This window comes from Streptomyces sp. NPDC091272, assembly GCF_044757485.1.
In the GTDB taxonomy this organism is placed as follows: Bacteria; Actinomycetota; Actinomycetes; order Streptomycetales; family Streptomycetaceae; genus Streptomyces.
Map to the genome: position 1 here is coordinate 13,397 of NZ_JBIVVC010000009.1, position 13,454 is coordinate 26,850.

General features: G+C 71.0%; 14 protein-coding genes. 11 read left to right on the forward strand and 3 right to left on the reverse strand.

Annotation, left to right across the window (positions count from 1 at the left end; all coding sequences use genetic code 11):
• Positions 1 to 72: 72 nt before the first annotated feature.
• The 5 genes from ACIQM4_RS23895 to ACIQM4_RS23915 all read left to right on the forward strand — a co-directional run bounded on the left by ACIQM4_RS23895 (position 73) and on the right by ACIQM4_RS23915 (position 5,075).
• Positions 73 to 1,071, forward strand: coding sequence for an ABC transporter permease (locus tag ACIQM4_RS23895; protein ID WP_401595105.1), 999 nt, complete (start codon positions 73 to 75; stop codon positions 1,069 to 1,071).
• A complete protein-coding gene (locus ACIQM4_RS23900) occupies positions 1,068 to 2,162 on the forward strand; it encodes an ABC transporter ATP-binding protein (protein WP_401595108.1) in 1,095 nt (364 codons plus the stop codon). The genes ACIQM4_RS23895 and ACIQM4_RS23900 overlap by 4 nt, the downstream gene beginning before the upstream one ends.
• Before the next feature lie 20 nt (positions 2,163 to 2,182).
• Positions 2,183 to 3,271: an ABC transporter ATP-binding protein gene (locus ACIQM4_RS23905; protein ID WP_401595111.1), complete on the forward strand. Its 1,089-nt coding sequence runs from the start codon at positions 2,183 to 2,185 to the stop codon at positions 3,269 to 3,271.
• Between the two features lie 191 nt (positions 3,272 to 3,462).
• Positions 3,463 to 4,134, forward strand: coding sequence for a trimeric intracellular cation channel family protein (locus tag ACIQM4_RS23910; RefSeq protein ID WP_401595113.1), 672 nt, complete (start codon positions 3,463 to 3,465; stop codon positions 4,132 to 4,134).
• A 71-nt stretch (positions 4,135 to 4,205) separates the two neighbouring features.
• The gene (locus ACIQM4_RS23915; RefSeq protein ID WP_401595116.1) at positions 4,206 to 5,075 is read left to right on the forward strand and encodes a thioesterase family protein; all 870 of its coding nucleotides are present in this window, start codon (positions 4,206 to 4,208) and stop codon (positions 5,073 to 5,075) included.
• A gap of 68 nt (positions 5,076 to 5,143) precedes the next feature.
• Here ACIQM4_RS23915 and ACIQM4_RS23920 read toward each other — a convergent pair whose 3' ends face one another.
• Positions 5,144 to 5,323: a hypothetical protein gene (locus tag ACIQM4_RS23920; RefSeq protein WP_401595118.1), complete on the reverse strand. Its 180-nt coding sequence runs from the start codon at positions 5,321 to 5,323 to the stop codon at positions 5,144 to 5,146.
• A 236-nt stretch (positions 5,324 to 5,559) separates the two neighbouring features.
• On the opposite strand from ACIQM4_RS23920, the gene ACIQM4_RS23925 reads away from it, so the two are divergent.
• Complete coding sequence (locus ACIQM4_RS23925; RefSeq protein WP_401595121.1) at positions 5,560 to 6,729, forward strand: cysteine desulfurase family protein; 1,170 nt, start codon at positions 5,560 to 5,562, stop codon at positions 6,727 to 6,729.
• 220 nt (positions 6,730 to 6,949) lie between these two features.
• The gene (locus tag ACIQM4_RS23930; protein WP_401595124.1) at positions 6,950 to 8,191 is read left to right on the forward strand and encodes a cytochrome P450; all 1,242 of its coding nucleotides are present in this window, start codon (positions 6,950 to 6,952) and stop codon (positions 8,189 to 8,191) included.
• 44 nt (positions 8,192 to 8,235) lie between these two features.
• Here the strand turns inward: ACIQM4_RS23930 and ACIQM4_RS23935 are convergent, their stop codons facing one another.
• Entirely contained in the window at positions 8,236 to 8,910 is a 675-nt protein-coding gene (locus ACIQM4_RS23935) for an N-acetylmuramoyl-L-alanine amidase (protein WP_401595126.1), read from the reverse strand.
• Positions 8,911 to 8,985: 75 nt separating this feature from the next.
• Here ACIQM4_RS23935 and mnmA point away from each other — a divergent pair, with 75 nt between their 5' ends.
• On the forward strand, positions 8,986 to 10,125 hold the full coding sequence (gene mnmA / locus ACIQM4_RS23940) for a tRNA 2-thiouridine(34) synthase MnmA (protein WP_401595129.1): 1,140 nt from the start codon (positions 8,986 to 8,988) through the stop codon (positions 10,123 to 10,125).
• A gap of 51 nt (positions 10,126 to 10,176) precedes the next feature.
• On the opposite strand, the gene ACIQM4_RS23945 is transcribed toward mnmA, so the two are convergent.
• Complete coding sequence (locus tag ACIQM4_RS23945; RefSeq protein WP_401595132.1) at positions 10,177 to 10,959, reverse strand: alpha/beta fold hydrolase; 783 nt, start codon at positions 10,957 to 10,959, stop codon at positions 10,177 to 10,179.
• A 166-nt stretch (positions 10,960 to 11,125) separates the two neighbouring features.
• On the opposite strand from ACIQM4_RS23945, the gene ACIQM4_RS23950 reads away from it, so the two are divergent.
• The 3 genes from ACIQM4_RS23950 to ACIQM4_RS23960 are packed head-to-tail and all read left to right on the forward strand — an operon-like array spanning position 11,126 to position 13,402.
• Entirely contained in the window at positions 11,126 to 11,665 is a 540-nt protein-coding gene (locus ACIQM4_RS23950) for a TIGR00730 family Rossman fold protein (RefSeq protein ID WP_401595135.1), read from the forward strand.
• A 40-nt stretch (positions 11,666 to 11,705) separates the two neighbouring features.
• On the forward strand, positions 11,706 to 12,395 hold the full coding sequence (locus ACIQM4_RS23955; RefSeq protein WP_401595137.1) for an SDR family oxidoreductase: 690 nt from the start codon (positions 11,706 to 11,708) through the stop codon (positions 12,393 to 12,395).
• On the forward strand, positions 12,392 to 13,402 hold the full coding sequence (locus ACIQM4_RS23960) for a methionine synthase (protein WP_401595139.1): 1,011 nt from the start codon (positions 12,392 to 12,394) through the stop codon (positions 13,400 to 13,402). Before ACIQM4_RS23955 ends, ACIQM4_RS23960 begins: the two co-directional genes overlap by 4 nt.
• The last annotated feature ends 52 nt before the right edge of the window (positions 13,403 to 13,454 follow it).

Genomic DNA, 13,454 nt, shown 5'->3' on the forward strand with positions numbered 1-13,454 from the left:
CGGCGTCACCCGCCGCTGGCACGAAGGGCAGGTGAAGGCAGCCGCTCCCACGAGGAGCGGCTGCCGGGCACAGTGCTGACATATCTGATCAGGCGGCTGTTCGCCGTCGCAGTGATGCTGATCGTCGTGATTCTGGCGGTCTTCTGCATCTTCTTCCTGATCCCGAAGTGGACCGGGCAGGACCCCGCGCTCCTGTTCGTCGGGAAACAGGCCGACGCGGCCGCCATCGAAGGCGTCCGCGAGAAACTGGGCCTCGGCGAGCCGATCCTGGTGCAGGTCATGGAGTTCATCAAGGGACTCTTCGTGGGCCGCACCTACACCGGTGGTGGCGACACCATCGAGTGTGCGGCGCCCTGCTTCGGCTACTCCTTCCGCACCCAGCAGGCGGTCTGGCCGATCCTTCTCGACCGGCTGCCCGTCACCCTGACCCTCGCGCTGGGGGCGGCCTTCGTCTGGCTGCTCATCGGCCTCTCCGTGGGCGTCCTCTCGGCGCTCAAGCGGGGCACCCTGTGGGACCGGTTCGCGATGACCGTCGCGCTCGCCGGCGTCTCCCTCCCGGTCTACTTCACCGGTCTGATCTCGCTCGCGATCTTCGCCTACCAACTGGGCTGGGTGAACAACGCGTTCACGGAATTCGGGGAGGATCCAGCCGCGTGGTTCAGCGGCATGATCCTTCCCTGGATCACCCTCGCCTTCCTCTTCGGCGCGATGTACGCCCGTATGACCAGGGCGTCGATGCTCGAAGTCATGGGCGAGGACTACATCCGCACCGCACGCGCCAAGGGGCTCGGTGAGCGCGCCGTCATCGGCAAGCACGCCATGCGCTCGACGATGACCCCCGTGCTCACGCTGCTCGGCATCGACCTCGGCGCCCTGATGGGCGGCGCGATCCTCACCGAGACCACCTTCAGCCTCCCCGGCCTCGGCCAGGAGGTGCTGCGGGCGATCAACAGCAAGGACCTCCCGATCATCCTCGCCGTCACGCTCATCACCGCCACCGCGGTGGTAGTCGCCAACCTCTTCGTGGACCTCTTGTACGCCGTGATCGACCCCCGTGTGAGGCTCACATGACAGACATGACCAAGACGGGGGCCGTCGGCGAGCCGGTGGCCCAGCCGCCCGCCTCCACCGCCTTCCTCGACGTACGTGACCTCAAGGTGCACTTCCCGTCCGACGACGGTCTGGTGAAGTCCGTCAACGGGCTCTCCTTCCAGCTGGAGAAGGGCAAGACCCTCGGTATCGTCGGCGAGTCCGGCTCGGGCAAGTCGGTGACCTCGCTCGGCATCATGGGCCTGCACACGGCCGGCCAGTACGGCCGCCGCAAGGCGCAGATCTCCGGTGAGATCTGGCTGGACGGCAAGGAGCTGCTGAGCGCGGACCCCGAGGACGTCCGGCGGCTGCGCGGCCGCGAGATGGCGATGATCTTCCAGGACCCGCTCTCGGCGCTGCACCCGTACTTCACCATCGGCCACCAGATCGTGGAGGCCTACCGGATCCACCACGACGTGGACAAGAAGGCCGCGCGCAGGCGGGCGGTCGAGATGCTGGACCGGGTCGGCATCCCCGAGCCGCACAAGCGGGTGGACAGCTACCCGCACGAGTTCTCCGGCGGCATGCGCCAGCGCGCCATGATCGCGATGTCGCTGGTCAACAACCCCGACCTGCTGATCGCGGACGAGCCGACCACCGCGCTCGACGTCACCGTCCAGGCGCAGATCCTCAGCCTGATCACGGATCTGCAGAAGGAGTTCGGCTCGGCGGTCATCATCATCACCCACGACCTCGGCGTGGTCGCCGAGCTCGCGGACGACATCGTGGTGATGTACGGCGGCCGGTGCGTGGAGCGCGGTCCCGCGACGGAGATCTTCGCCGCCCCGCAACACCCGTACACCTGGGGCCTGCTGGGTTCGATGCCGCGCATCGACCGGGAGGAGACCGAGCGCCTCATTCCGGTCAAGGGCTCCCCGCCCAGCCTGATCAACGTGCCGGACGGCTGCGCCTTCAACCCGCGCTGCCCGTACGCGGACGTACCCAAGGACAATGTCACCCGTACGGTCGTGCCCGAGCTGACCGAGGTCGGGGGCCGGCACTTCTCCGCCTGCCACATGACGCGCGAACAGCGGACGCGGATCTGGACCGAAGAGATTGCGCCGAAGCTGTGAGCGAGACAAAGGATTCCGAGATGACCATCCCGGAGCAGAGCACCTCCTCGCCCGAGCCGCTGCTCAGGGTCACCGACCTGGTCAAGCACTTCCCGATCCGCAAGGGCCTGCTGCAACGGCAGTCCGGCGCGGTGCGGGCGGTGGACGGACTGAGCTTCGACGTACGCCCGGGGGAGACCCTCGGTGTCGTCGGCGAGTCCGGCTGCGGCAAGTCGACGATGGGCCGGCTGATCACCCGGCTCCTCGAACCGACCGGCGGCAAGATCGAGTTCCAGGGGCAGGACATCACGCACCTCGGCGTGGGCCAGATGCGCCCGCTCCGCCGCGATGTGCAGATGATCTTCCAGGACCCGTACTCCTCGCTGAACCCGCGGCACACCATCGGCACCATCGTCAGTGCGCCCTTCCACCTCCAGGGTGTGAAGCCGGAGGGCGGCATCAAGGCCGAGGTGCAGCGGCTCCTTGAGGTCGTGGGGCTCAACCCCGAGCACTACAACCGCTATCCGCACGAGTTCTCCGGCGGTCAGCGCCAGCGCATCGGGATCGCCAGGGCGCTCGCCCTCAAGCCCAAGCTGGTCGTCGCGGACGAGCCGGTCTCGGCCCTCGACGTCTCCATCCAGGCGCAGGTGGTCAACCTGATGGAGGACCTCCAGGACGAGCTGGGCCTGACGTACGTGATCATCGCGCACGACCTCTCGGTCATCCGGCACGTCTCGGACCGGATCGCGGTGATGTACCTCGGCAAGATCGTCGAGCTGGCGGACCGCAACTCGCTGTACAAGGCGCCGATGCACCCGTACACCAAGGCGCTCATGTCGGCGGTGCCGGTGCCGGACCCGAAGCGGCGCGGCGCCAAGAGCGAGCGGATCCTGCTCAAGGGCGACGTGCCCTCGCCGATCTCGCCGCCGAGCGGCTGCCGGTTCCACACCCGGTGCTGGAAGGCGACGGAGGTCTGCAAGACGCAGGACCCGCCACTGATCGAGCTGAAGGTGGGCCAGCAGGTGGCCTGCCACCACCCGGAGAACGCGCCGGACCAGGTGCCGGGAGAGACGGTCGTGGCGGAGGCCAGGGACGCGGTGACGATCGTGGACGTCGCCAAGGACGCCTGACGCCTGCCGTCTGACGCCTGCCGTGTCTGACGACCGCCGTCTGACGCCTGCCGTCTGGTGCCTGGCGCGGCAGCAGTTGTGGCCGGAACAGCGAGGGCCGGAACCCGGACGACTGGGTTCCGGCCCTTCGGCTGTCCGGGGGGCGGTGCGGTGTGCGTCCGGTGGTGTCCTCGCGTAGGTAAGAATGTCGGGTGCTCCAGCAACTCTTCAGCCCCTCGGTCCAGCATGTGCTCGATCTCGTCGGGATCTTCGTCTTCGCGATCTCCGGCGCCCTGCTCGCGGTCCGCAAGAACTTCGACGTCTTCGGGATGGCGGTCCTCGCGGAGGTCACGGCGCTGGGCGGGGGACTGTTCCGCGACCTCGTCATCGGCGCGGTGCCCCCCGCCGCCTTCACCGACCTGGGGTACTTCACCACCCCGCTGGTCGCGGCGGCGCTGGTGTTCTTCCTGCATCCCCAGGTCGAGCGCATCCAGCTCGGCGTGAACGTCTTCGACGCCGCGGGACTCGGTCTCTTCACGGTGTCCGGCACGGCCAAGGCGTACGACTACGGACTCGGCCTGACCGCGTCGGCCGCGCTCGGCCTCGCCACCGCGGTGGGCGGCGGCGTGCTGCGGGACGTGCTGGCCAACGAGATCCCGTCACTGCTGCGCTGGGACCGGGACCTGTACGCGGTCCCGGCGATCGTCGGGGCGGCGATGGTCGCGCTCTGCATCCGCTTCGAGATGCTCAACCCGTACTCCAGCGCGCTCGCGGTGGTCACCGCGTTCTCGCTGCGGCTGCTGGCGCTGAGGTTCCACTGGCGGGCCCCCAGGGCGTGGCACCGGTCGTCGGTCAAGGCCGAGGAGCCGGACCAGGTGGGCTGAGGGGGACCGGGCGAGCCGTCTCGTACGAGAAAAGCTACCGCTCAGTAATGGTCCGGTGTAGCGTGCGGACCATGGCACAGACAACCATCGGATCCACGCCGGTCACCATCGGGGACAGCGAGTTCGACCGCGACACCGCGGTCGTACGGCGCGCCGGTGAGAGCGGCGTGTACGACGCGGAGCTCTCCCCGGGCTGGACGATCTTCCACGCCGTCAACGGCGGATACCTCCTGGCGGTCATCGGCCGCGCCCTCGCCGACGCACTGCCGCACCCGGACCCGTTCACGCTCTCCGCGTACTACTACACGCCGTCCCGGCCGGGCCCCGCCGTGGTGCGCACCGAGACCGTGCGCACCGGGCGCACCCTCTCCTCCGGCCAGGCCTCCCTCTTCCAGTACGACGAGGAGGGCCGTGAGGTCGAGCGGATCCGGGTCCTCGCCTCGTACGGGGATCTCGACGCGCTCTCCGACGACGTGCGGACGACGGCCGCGTCGCCGGACATTCCGCCGCGCGAACAGTGCTTCGGTACGTCCGACGGGCCCGCTCCGCAGATCCCCGGCAACTCCATCACCGAGCGGCTCGACCTCAGGCTGGACCCGGCGACGGTCGGCTGGGCGGTCGGCGCCCCGTCGGGCAAGGGCGAGATGCGCGCCTGGTTCGGCCTCGCCGACGGTCGCGACGCCGACCCGCTGTCGCTGCTGCTCGCGGTCGACGCGCTGCCCCCGACCAGTTTCGAGCTGGGCATCGAGGGCTGGACGCCGACCGTCGAGCTGACCACCCATGTGCGCTGCCGGCCGGCGCCGGGGCCTGTCCGCGTCTCCATCGTCACCCGCAACCTGGCGGGCGGCTTCCTGGAGGAGGACGCGGAGGTCTGGGACAGCGCGGACCGACTCGTCGCGCAGTCACGGCAGTTGGCACGGGCGCCGCGCCCGCGCCCGTAGCCGCCCGCGAGATCTGCTGCCGGCGTCAGCGGCGCCGGCCGCGGTTCGCGACTGCCCCCCGCCGTCGGTCAGCGGCGCCGGCCGCGGTTCGCGCTCCAGCCCGATCCGATGCCTGCCACGTGCAGGGCGAGGAAGGCGAGGCCGAGCAGCATGAGGCTGGTCGGCATGAAGATCTCGTTCGCCGAGATGTCGGCCGCGTTGATGATGAACGCGATGACGAAGAGCACGGCTCCCACGATTGCCAGCATCTGAAGTCCCCTTCCCTGTCCGCCGGTCGGCCACTGCCGGCCGACCGGCCCGTTTGACCCCTTACGGAATCCTTATACGGGCCGGATGCCCGTTCGCGGGCCGCTCATGCGGTGCGGAGACCGGCCGCAGTGAAGTTCGGCCGGCGCGCACGATCCCCGCTCCGGCACGCGCGCGGCCCCCGTCGCGACCCCGCCGCCCCGCCGCCCGCCCGAGGGCCTCGTACAATCGGCGCACCATGGCTTACCTCGACCACGCCGCGACCACGCCCATGCTGCCGGAGGCGGTCGAGGCGATGACCGCCCAGCTGACCGTCACCGGCAACGCCTCCTCCCTCCATGCCGCCGGACGCCGGGCCCGCCGTACCGTCGAAGAGGGCCGCGAGGCCTTCGCCGCCTCGCTCGGTGCCCGCCCCAGCGAGGTGGTCTTCACCGCCGGCGGCACCGAGGCCGACAACCTCGCCGTCAAGGGGCTGTACTGGGCACGCCGGGACGCGGACCCACGCCGTACCCGCGTCCTGGCCAGCCCCGTGGAGCACCACGCCGTGCTGGACGCGGTCGACTGGCTGGCCACCCACGAGGGGGCGCGCGTCGAGTACCTCGCCGTCGACGCGTACGGGCGCGTGCATCCGGAAACCCTCCGCGAGGCGATCGCTCGCGAACCCGACGACGTCGCCCTCGCCACCGTCATGTGGGCGAACAACGAGATCGGCACCGTCATGCCGGTCCGTGAACTCGCTGACGTCGCGGCCGAGTTCGGGGTCCCGCTGCACGCCGACGCCGTCCAGGCGTACGGACAGCTGGAGGTGGACTTCGCGGCCTCCGGGCTGGCCGCCATGACCGTGTCCGGGCACAAGATCGGCGGTCCCTACGGCATCGGCGCCCTGCTGCTCGGCCGGCAGTACACCCCCGTACCCGTCCTGCACGGCGGCGGCCAGGAGCGGCACGTGCGCTCGGGCACCCTCGACGTACCCGCGGTCGCGTCCTTCGCGGTGGCGGGCGTGCTCGCCGCCGCACGCCGGGCGGATTTCGTCAGCACGGTCGGCGGCCTGCGCGACGACCTGGTGAAGGCGGTGCGGAGCGCGGTGCCGGACGCCCTCCTCGGCGGAGACCCGGCGCCCGGCGGGCGGCTTCCCGCCAACGCGCACTTCACCTTCCCCGGCTGCGAGGGCGACTCCCTGCTGCTGCTGCTCGACGCCCAGGGCATCGAGTGCTCCACGGGCTCCGCCTGCACGGCCGGGGTGGCCCAGCCCAGCCATGTCCTGCTCGCCACCGGGACCGCCCCCGACCTGGCCAGGGGCACCCTGCGGTTCACCCTCGGGCACACCTCCACGGCGGCGGACGTGGCGGCGGTCGCCGCCGCGATCGGCCCGGCCGTCGAGCGGGCCAGGACCGCCGGGCTGAGTTGACGGACGGAGGCGGAACGGGCGGAAAGCGGAGGGTCTCTCTGTTTTGTGTAACCCTGGTCACGCTCAACCCTGAGGGCTCAGAATCGCTCTTTATACTTGAGGCCTCTGAAGCCCTCAGAAGTCGCAGAAGTCCGCGCCGCGCGTTTGGGCCGCACGACGACCCATGGAGTTCACGTTGAAGGCGACCCTCCGTTCCCGTATCACCGCGCGGATCGGGCGCATGTACCTTGCCAGGATCCAGAAGCACGGAATCAGCTCCTCGCTGCTCAACCGGCTTCCCGAGAACCTGCTGCTGCCCATGCGCCGAGACGGCCTCGACCCGGTGGCGAAGCTCTCCGCGAAGCAGACCCAGTCGCCGGTCTACCAGGTGCCGCTGCCGTTCGGCATGGACGCCTGGGTGGTCACCGGGTACGACGAGGTGAAGGAGGTCCTCAGCTCCACCGAGGGCTTCAGCAGCGACTTCACCAACCTCGCGGGCAACGCGGGCGTGGTCGACGAGCACAATCCGGGCGGCCTCGGCTTCAGCGATCCGCCGGTCCACACGCATCTGCGCCGGATCCTCACGCCGGAATTCACCATGCGCAGGCTGCGCAGGCTCACCCCGCGCATCGAGGTCCTCATCGAGGAGCAGCTCGACGCCATGGAGGCCGCGGGCGCCGGTGGCGGTCCCGTCGACCTCGTGCAGAACTTCGCGCTGCCGATACCCTCGCTCACCATCTGCGAGCTGCTCGGCGTGCCCTACGAGGACCGGCACGACTTCCAGCAGCTGGCCATGGAGCGCTTCGACCTGTTCAGCGGGGCGACCGCGCCCTTCGGTGCGATGTCGGAGTCGCTCTCGTACTTCCGCGACGTGGTGAAGAAGCAGCGCGAGAACCCGGGCGACGGCCTCATCGGCATGATCATCCGGGACCACGGCGACACGGTGGGCGACGAGGAACTGGCAGGACTCGCCGACGGCGTCCTCACGGGTGGCTTCGAGACCACCGCGAGCATGCTCGCCCTCGGCTCGCTGCTGCTCCTGCAGAACCCGGACGCCTTCGCCCGGCTGCGGGACGACGACGCGGCGGCAGCGCCCTTCGTCGAGGAGTCGCTGCGCTACCTCACCGTCGTGCAGGTGGCCTTCCCGCGGTTCGCCCGCCAGGACATCGAGATAGCCGGCGTGCGGATCCCCAAGGGGGACCTGGTGCTGTGCTCGCTGGCCGGCGCCAACCGCGACGCCTCCTACACCCCCGACAAGGGCGGCTTCGACCCGGACCGCAAGGCCTCCGGGCACCTGGCCTTCGGCTACGGGATCCACCGCTGCATCGGCGCGGAGCTGGCCCGGATGGAGCTGCGGGCGGCCTACCCGGCACTCGTGCGGCGCTTCCCCGGGATGAGGCTGGCCGTGCCGCCGCAGGAGCTGGACTTCCGGAAGCTCTCGATCGTCTACGGCGTGGATTCGCTGCCGGTCCACCTCCGGTAGGGAGGGGCCGCCGGTTCCGCTCGCGGCGGGCGGGCGGGCGGGGGCTAGGTGCGGGCCCTGGACGCCGCGCGGACCAGTGCCAGGTAGTGGTCCCAGTCCCAGTAGGGCCCCGGGTCCGTGTGGTCCGTACCGGGAACCTCCACGTGGCCGACGATGTGTTCGCGGTCGATCGGTATGCCGTACCGGGCGCAGATGCCGGCGGCGAGACGGGCCGACGACCGGTACATCACCTCCGTGAGTGTCCCTTTCTTGTGCGCGTAAGCCTCGTGCTCGATGCCGACGCTGCGTTCGTTGAAGCCGCGGTTGCCCGCGTGGTACGCCACGTCCAGTTCACGGGCCATCTGTGTGATCCTGCCGTCCCGCGCCCGGACCACGTAGTGCGCGGAAGCGGCGTGCATCGGGTCGCGGAAGACCCGGATCGCCGTGTCGTAACTGCCCTCCGTGGTGTGGATCACTATCCGGTCGATCCTGTAGTCCTCCGGGCGGTCCGCCGTCCTGAGGTTTCCCGCCGACGCCGCCACCCACCGCGCGCCCTGCTGGTCCACCGCGCCGTCCGTGCGCTGCTTGTCGACCCCCGGCACCTTCCACCAGAGCCGGGACGCCTCGTCGGCCCACACCACGGCGGCGCCGGTCACCACGACACCCGTACCGATCAGGAAGCCGCGCCGGCTCGGTTTCTTCCTCGGTGCACCCGGCTTCTTCTGCGCCGCATCCGTCATCGCGGACCCCTCTCCCCGTTCTGCACAGGTAACGCTTGGAGGTCCAGGGATGGTTCCGACTACCCTGGACGAGCTATGACCGATACCTCGCGCCCCGATGCCCCCCGCCGCCTCCGCGTCCTTGCCGCCATGTCCGGCGGGGTCGACTCTGCCGTCGCCGCCGCCCGAGCCGTCGAGGCCGGTCACGACGTGACCGGGGTCCACCTCGCGCTCTCCGCCAACCCGCAGTCCTTCAGGACCGGCGCACGCGGCTGTTGCACCGTCGAGGACTCCCGGGACGCCCGCAGGGCCGCCGACGTCATCGGCATCCCGTTCTACGTGTGGGACCTCGCCGAGCGCTTCCGTGAGGACGTCGTCGAGGACTTCGTCGCCGAGTACGAGGCGGGGCGCACACCCAACCCGTGCCTGCGCTGCAACGAGAAGATCAAGTTCGCGGCGCTCCTCGACAAGGCCCTCGCCCTCGGCTTCGACGCGGTGTGCACCGGCCACTACGCGACCGTCGTCATGAACGAGGACGGCAGCCGCGAGCTGCACCGTGCCTCCGACATGGCCAAGGACCAGTCGTACGTGCTGGGCGTCCTGGACGAGAAGCAGCTCGCGCACGCGATGTTCCCGCTCGGCGACACCCTCACCACCAAGGACGAGATCCGCGCCGAGGCCGAGCGCCGCGACCTGGCCGTCGCGAAGAAGCCCGACAGCCACGACATCTGCTTCATCGCCGACGGCGACACCCAGGGCTTCCTGGCCGGCCGGCTCGGCGGCAAGGCGGAGGGCGACATCCTCGACGAGGAGGGTGCCAAGCTCGGCACCCACGACGGCGCCTTCGGCTTCACCATCGGCCAGCGCAAGGGCCTGCGGATCGGTCACCCCGCGCCGGACGGCAAGCCGCGCTACGTGCTGGACATCTCCCCGGTGAACAACACCGTCACCGTGGGCCCCGCCGAGGCTCTCGACGTCACCGCCCTCACCGCGATCCGCCCCCGCTGGTGCGGCTCGGACCCGGCCGCCCCCGGCACGTACACCGCCCAGCTGCGCGCCCACGGCGGCGAGAGCGAGGTGTACGCGGAGGTCGTCGACGGCGAACTGAACGTCCGCTTCACGGAGCCGGTGCGCGGCGTCGCCCCCGGCCAGGCGATCGTGCTGTACGACGGCACGCGCGTGGTGGGTTCCGCGACGATCGCGACGACGGTGCGGCGTACCGGGGCCGCGGTCTGAGCGCACCGCCCGCGAAGGTGCGCGCCCCACCCCCGTGGGAGCGCGCACCCGCTATGCGGCGGCCGCGAAGAACTCCGCCAGTACCGGCGCCAGTTCGCGCGGGTCCACGTCATGGGTCTGGTGGGGCAGGGAGCGGTGGCGGCCGTCCTGCGCCGAGGTGGCGGTCAGCCGGGCGGCGTCGCGCATGACGTCCGGGCTGGCCCCGCCCGACACCACGAGCAGCGGCTGCGTCACGTCGGCCAGGCGGTCGGTGGGCACCGTGCCGTCGCCCACCACCGCGTCGTCGTACGCCAGGCTCGGGGCGAGCGCCTCGAAGGAGCGCCACACCGGGGCCCGCTTCATCTGCCCGACGAACTCGGCGGGCATCCCGACGGCGGACAGGAACAGCTCCACCGCCGCACCCCGGTGGCCCTCGTCGAGGAGCGTGTTGAGGCGCTCCGTGTACGCCGCCTTCTCGGCGCGCGTCCCGGGCACCACCGTGAACGGCGGTTCGTAGACCGCGATTCGGGGGGCCCGCAGTCCGGCCGCCGCCGCGCGCAGCACCAGGGCGCCGCCCGAGGACATCCCGTAGAGCGAGGCGCTGCCCCCCAGCTCCTCGATCAGGGCCGCGAGGTCCTCCACCTCGCGGGCCACCGCGTAGGGGGCGGTGTCGCCGCTGTCACCGCGGCCCCTGCGGTCGTACGTGACGACGCTGAACCGCGGGGCGAGGAGGTTGGCCAGCGGCTCCTCCGCCGTGCCCGTGCTGAAGGCACCGCCGACCAGGATCAGCGGCTCGCCCTCACCCGTACGCGCGTACGCGAGGGGGGTGCCGTCACGCGAAATCACTTTGCTCATACCGACTTGGACTGCGGGGGTGCGCGTAACTCATCGCTGTGCGCGAGAAGTTTTGCGAGGAGATTCGCGGGCGCTCTCCCGCGGGCCCCGCGGACGCTCCTGCGGCGGTTCCCCGGGCGCTCTCCCGCCGGTTACACCGGCACGCCCGGGGCGTAGTTTTGAGGCCATGAACATCTGTGTCTTCCTCTCCGCGGCCGACCTCGACGAGCGCTACACGCGCCCCGCCCGGGAGTTCGCCGAACTGCTGGGCAAGGGCGGTCACACCCTGGTCTGGGGCGGGTCCGACGTCGGCCTGATGAAGGTCGTCGCGGACGGCGTCGAGCGGGCCGGCGGCAGGCTGGTGGGGGTGTCGGTCGAGTTCCTCCAGGCGAGGGCGCGCCCGCGGGCGGACGAGATGGTCGTCGCGAAGGACCTGGCCGAGCGCAAGGCGCTGCTGCTGGGGAAGTCGGACGCGATCGTGATCATGGTCGGTGGTACCGGAACCCTGGACGAGGCCACCGAGATCCTGGAGCTGAAGAAGCACGGGCTGACCGACAAGCCGGTCGTGCTGCTCAACACCGACGGTTTCTACGACGGGCTCAAGCAGCAGTTCCAGCGGATGGACGAGGAGGGGTTCCTGCCCGTCCCCCTCACCGACCTGGTGTTCTTCGCGGAGGACGGGGTGGCGGCGCTCGCCTACCTGGAGGAGTCGGCAGGGGTGCGCTAGCCGGTCCCGGCCACCTGGCCGGGGTGCGAGCATGGTGCACATGGCTACTCATGTGATCACCGGGGCGGGATCGGGCATCGGCGCCGCCGTCGCCCGCCGTCTGCACGCGCGCGGCGACGACGTCGTCCTGCTGGCCCGCGACGCGGGCCGCGCCAAGGAACTCGCCGCGGGCCTGCCCGGCGCCCACACCCTCGTCGGTGACCTGTCCAACCCGGACCGGCTCTCCTGGGGGTTCTCCCACCAGAAGATGCCGGAGCGCGTCGACACACTGCTGCACATCGCCGGCGTCGTCGACCTCGGCAAGGTCGGCGACCTGGGGGTACGCGCCTGGCACAGCCAGCTCAACGCCAACCTGATCGCCCCCGCCGAACTCACCCGCCTCTTCCTGCCGCAGCTGCGCCTGGACAAGGGACACGTGGTGTTCGTGAACTCGGGTGCGGGGCTCTCCGCGGGGCCGGAGTGGAGCGCGTACGCCGCAAGCAAGCACGGCCTCAAGGCCCTCGCCGACTCGCTGCGCCACGAGGAGCACGAGAACGGGGTGCGCGTCACCTCCGTGTACCCCGGGCGCACCGCCAGCCCCATGCAGGCGAAGGTGCACTCCCAGGAGGGCAAGGCGTACGACCCGGCGAAATACATCGACGCCGAGTCGGTGGCCACGACGATCCTGATGGCCCTCGACCTGCCGCGTGACGCAGAGGTCAACGACCTGACGGTGCGGCCCGGCCGATGACATCAGAGACCAGCACCGCGAAGTGGTGGGGCCCGGCCACCGGCGTCGGCTCCATGCCCGGCGGCGACGCACGGGAGAGCGCCAGGACCGTCGTCGGCTCCTTCGAGGACTTCCCGTACCTCGCGGAACTTCCCGCGCGCGGACCCGGCGCGGACATGATCGGCCGCACCGCCGGGATGCTCGCCGAGATGTACGTCCACCTGGAGCCGAGCGGCTGGCGCTTCAGCGACCGGCCGGGGCGCGACACCCGGCGGGCCCGCTCCTGGCTCGGCGAGGACCTCGACGCCCTGGAGGAGTTCACCCAGGGGTACCAGGGACCGGTCAAGGTGCAGGCGGTGGGGCCCTGGACGCTGGCCGCCGCCCTGGAGCTGCGCGGCGGCGAGGCCTCGCTCGGCGACCCGGGCGCCTGCCGCGACCTGGCCTCCTCGCTCGCCGAGGGGCTGCGCGGCCACCTCGCGGAGGTACGGCGGCGGATCCCCGGCGCACAGGTGGTGCTCCAGCTCGACGAGCCCTCGCTGATCGCCGTGCTGCGCGGGCAGGTGCGCACCGCCAGCGGGTACCGGACCTACCGGGCCCCGGACCGGCAGGTCGTGGAGAGCGCCCTGCGGGACGTCATGGCCGTGCACGACGGACCGGTGGTCGTGCACTCCTGCGCCCCCGACGTGCCGTTCGCGCTGCTGCGCCGGGCGGGCGCCGCGGGCATCTCCTTCGACTTCTCCCTGCTCACCGAGCGTGACGACGAAGAGATCGGTGAGGCGGTCGAGGCAGGCACCAAACTCTTCGCGGGCGTCGTGCCGAGCGTGGACGGACCATTGTCAGACCCGGGCGGTAGCGTCATGGGTGTCAGGCAGTTGTGGCGCAGGTTGGGGCTCAATCCCGGACTCTTGTGCGAGTCCGTGGTGATCACCCCGACGTGCGGGCTGGCCGGGGCTTCCCCGGCGCACGCCCGTGCGGCGCTCGCCCACAGCGGCCGGGCAGCCCGGTCGCTCGCGGACAACCCTGAGTGACCGGACAGGAGAGATCCTCGCGGAGGGCACAGGGCCCTCCGCACGGGGCCGC